Source organism: Shewanella sp., from assembly GCF_051658185.1.
Lineage (GTDB): Bacteria > Pseudomonadota > Gammaproteobacteria > Enterobacterales > Shewanellaceae > Shewanella.
Genome location: NZ_JBOFMC010000029.1, coordinates 1 through 3,533, shown reverse-complemented (window position 1 = coordinate 3,533; position 3,533 = coordinate 1). Strand labels below are relative to the sequence as shown.

Below are 3,533 nucleotides of genomic sequence, written 5' to 3'. Positions count from 1 at the left end.
ATTTAGGCCTGCGCGAAGGAGTGGCATCGCCGGAGTAGGAGTGGTGGAGTAAGAGTGGCAGAGTCGCATTGGCAATGTCACGAATGTCCATCTAAGGTGCTCTAGTCTAAGGGGTTAAAATTGTTCAAAAAAGCGGCATGTCTTTGCCGCTTTTTATTTGCCTTAAGGTGAAGTATTGCCTAAAAACTGTTCACAGCAGCCTTAGCTATCTTGTATCATGCAGGCTGGGCAACTGCTTTGTTTATGTTAATCAAGTTTATGTCAATCTAGCCTATGTCAATCTAGCTTATGTCAATAATGTAGAGGCTGCTGTCCTAGGGATAATGTCGATGATGACGATCATATGCATATGATATAGATCATCGATGCTTTCTGAACTGATGAGCTGAAGGTTAAGGGATAAAAAATAAACGAGCTTATTACAAAATCTGCGCGAGCAAATACAAGCGCCTCATGACATGGGCAGCCGTGCAGTGCATCGCAGATTAACCTTATTTACTGAATTTTAAGGTAATTTTTACTTGTCATTTTGATTAATTGAATTTGATAGAGGATTTGCAGTGATACTTATCGTTTTCGTGCTGGCATTGATATCTGCTTGGTACTTGGGGTATTTGGCTTTTGCTGCTGGATTGCCCGTGGCGCGCTGGAGCTTGTTCGGCTTAGTCTTAGGCCCTTTAGCAATCCCCCTCTTTAACGTTCACAGTGAGTTAGCTTTAAGGAAAATTCGTCATCGGGATGAGATGACCATTAAAAGTTAAATGCAGAATTAAATGTGTAAATGCTTGATATCAGTAAAATTGTTTAATGCATATAAAAAGCAAGGGAGCCTTAGCTCCCTTTGGTCATCTCTGTTGCAGCATTCACCTTAAAGCTGATTGCTGCACTAGCGCTATTGATTGACACCAGTTGCTTAAAACGTGTCATGGCGAATAGCCTAATTCCACCATCCTTTAGCAGGGATCACTTCAAGGTGATTTAAGCCTTCGGGTAATTGGACTTTTTTCCGAACTGGTTTAGATAAACCGAGTGCTTTTTTAATTGAATTTAGCATAGTAAAGCCTTAAACAACTTGTTAATTAAACAGATGTTATATCGATAAAGCGCACATTTGGTGCCGCAGCGATTTCTATAGGCTTAAAGCGTACGTTTGGTGCCGCAGCGATTTCTACAGGTTTAAAGCGCACGTTTGGCGCCGCAGCGACTTCTACAGGTTTAAAGCGCACGTTTGGTGCTGCAGCGACTTCTACAGGTTTAAAGCGTACGTTTGGCGCCGCGGCAAGGTTATCTGTGCTATCTGCAAGGCTTAAGCCAGTAACTGTTCCGATTAATGACGTTAATGCGATAACAGATAAAGTTCCTTTAATCATTGTGATTTCTCTCTCAGGGTAGTTGATATGGATTTTTTATTGACACTGATAACACTGCTTGCAGATGTTGTGCCAATGTTTAATTTGTTATCAATTTGAGAGTTTTGTTTGCTAGCTGTTCACTACAAGTTTTGCTCGGTCCTTTTCTAATAACTGGGTGAAATCAGCTTCACAGATGGCTTTGCTAAAGATATAACCTTGTATTTCCTCGCAATTAAGTGCTCGCAGAATATTGAGCTGTGCAGTTTGTTCGACACCTTCCCCCACCACTGACAGACCCATATTGTGGGCAATAGTAATGATCGAATCGACCATTTTTAAGTCCCGATCAGATTTATCTATGTCGTCAACAAAGGCTTTATCTATCTTCAGCGTATGGATTGGAAACCGCTTTAGATAGGATAGGGATGAATAACCTGTACCAAAATCATCTAATGCTAAGCTAACTCCCATTTTTGCGAGTTGCAGCATCACTAAAATAGCCTGCTCAGGTTGTTTTATCACGGTGCCTTCAGTGATTTCTAACTCAAGGTGGCAGGCTGGTAGTTGCGTAAGCCTTAAAATTGACTCTATTCGTTGCTGAATATCAGGCAAAGCAAATTGCCGTGACGATAAATTGACGGCAACTCTACCGTTGAATAACCCTAGCTCGCGCCAGCGTTGTGCGGCGAAACATGCTTTACGAAGCACGATTTCTCCGATTTCAATGATTAATCCATTTTCTTCAGCTAGTGGTATAAAATCACCTGGTGGAATTAAACCGTGAATTGGATGATTTAATCTGACTAAAGCTTCCATACCAGTCACACATCCTTGCTTAAGATTGACTTTGGGCTGGTAGTAGACCTCAAATAAATTATCTTTTAGTCCTTCTCGAATAAGATTTTCGATTTTTAGTTGTTTAATTGCGTGTTCGTTAAGTGATTCAGAATAAAATTGATAGATATTTCCACCGGCCGATTTTGCATGGTACATAGCAATGTCCGCTTTTCTTAAGAGGGCTTGTTCGCTTTGCTCATCTTCGGGATAAAGGACTATGCCTATGCTTAATCCTAGCACTAAGGATTGTTGATTGATGATAAATGAACTTTTGAAGGCTTCGATAACTCTGCCCGCGATAACGGCGCAGGCGCTAATATCTGAAGGCTTATCTAATACGATGGCAAATTCATCGCCACCAAGGCGATAAATGTTAGTATTTTTGGGCACGGCCTCTTTAATCCTGATCGAGACCAGTTTCAATAGCTGATCTCCTACTTGGTGGCCTAATGAATCGTTTATTCGCTTAAAATTGTCGAGATCAAGTACCATTAAGGCATGGGTTATCTCTTTATTGACCAAGTTGCCAAGTGTGACTTGCAGGTTAGATCTATTGGGCAGTCCCGTCAGTAAGTCATTGTTGGTTAATTTTCGTAATTCTTCTTCTTGCTGGATCCTTCTAGAAATATCAGAAAAAACACCAACGTAATGAGATAACTCACCTTGTTCATCGTAAATGGCGTCAATGGACAATTCCATGTGAAAATGAGTTTTATCCCCACGGATTGCTTCGACAGTGTTTGCCCAACGGCCGTGTTGTTTTAACATGGTGCGTATTTGGGTCGAAAAACTGTCAGGATATAAATCGAAGGTTAAAATATTGCCTATAAAAGCCGAGCGATGTTTTTGGGATATTTGGCAGCAGGCTTCATTGACCTCTACAAATTGATATTGGCTATCGAGGATAAACATACCTTCAGAAATGTTTTCAATAGCCTTTTCAAACAGCTTTAACTGCTCTTCTTTTTGTTTGAACTGACTGATGTTTTTTATCGTACCAGTCATACGCAATGGGTTATCTTTATCATCACGCTCCACAATTTTTGCTCTATCTAGGATCCATACCCAATTATCATCTTTTCCTTTAACGCGGTAGGCGGCTTCAAAGTGATCAGTTTCCCTATAAAAATGCCTATTGAGAGCCTCTCTCACGCGCTCTTGATCCATCGGATGAATATTGCTTTCTTCTCCTGACTTACCTGCGCGCTGGCCATCCTTGGGAAATTCAAGTGCTCCCCATATATTAGAGCGAAAGATATTGCCAGTTTCTATATCCCAGTCCCACATTTCATCGCCACTACCCCATAGAGACAGTTTTAAGCGTTCTTCACTAAGTGCGATTTG

The 3,533-nt window shown here is 41.1% G+C and carries 3 protein-coding genes; 1 reads left to right on the top strand and 2 read right to left on the bottom strand.

Annotated elements, in window-relative coordinates; all coding sequences use genetic code 11:
* The first annotated feature begins 560 nt into the window (after positions 1 to 560).
* The gene (locus ACRCZA_RS01105; protein WP_438672646.1) at positions 561 to 761 is read left to right on the top strand and encodes a hypothetical protein; all 201 of its coding nucleotides are present in this window, start codon (positions 561 to 563) and stop codon (positions 759 to 761) included.
* A 318-nt stretch (positions 762 to 1,079) separates the two neighbouring features.
* Here the strand turns inward: ACRCZA_RS01105 and ACRCZA_RS01100 are convergent, their stop codons facing one another.
* The gene (locus tag ACRCZA_RS01100) at positions 1,080 to 1,370 is read right to left on the bottom strand and encodes a hypothetical protein (protein ID WP_438672645.1); all 291 of its coding nucleotides are present in this window, start codon (positions 1,368 to 1,370) and stop codon (positions 1,080 to 1,082) included.
* A gap of 111 nt (positions 1,371 to 1,481) precedes the next feature.
* The coding region (locus ACRCZA_RS01095; RefSeq protein WP_438672644.1) for a putative bifunctional diguanylate cyclase/phosphodiesterase at positions 1,482 to 3,533 on the bottom strand (2,052 nt) is incomplete at its 5' end.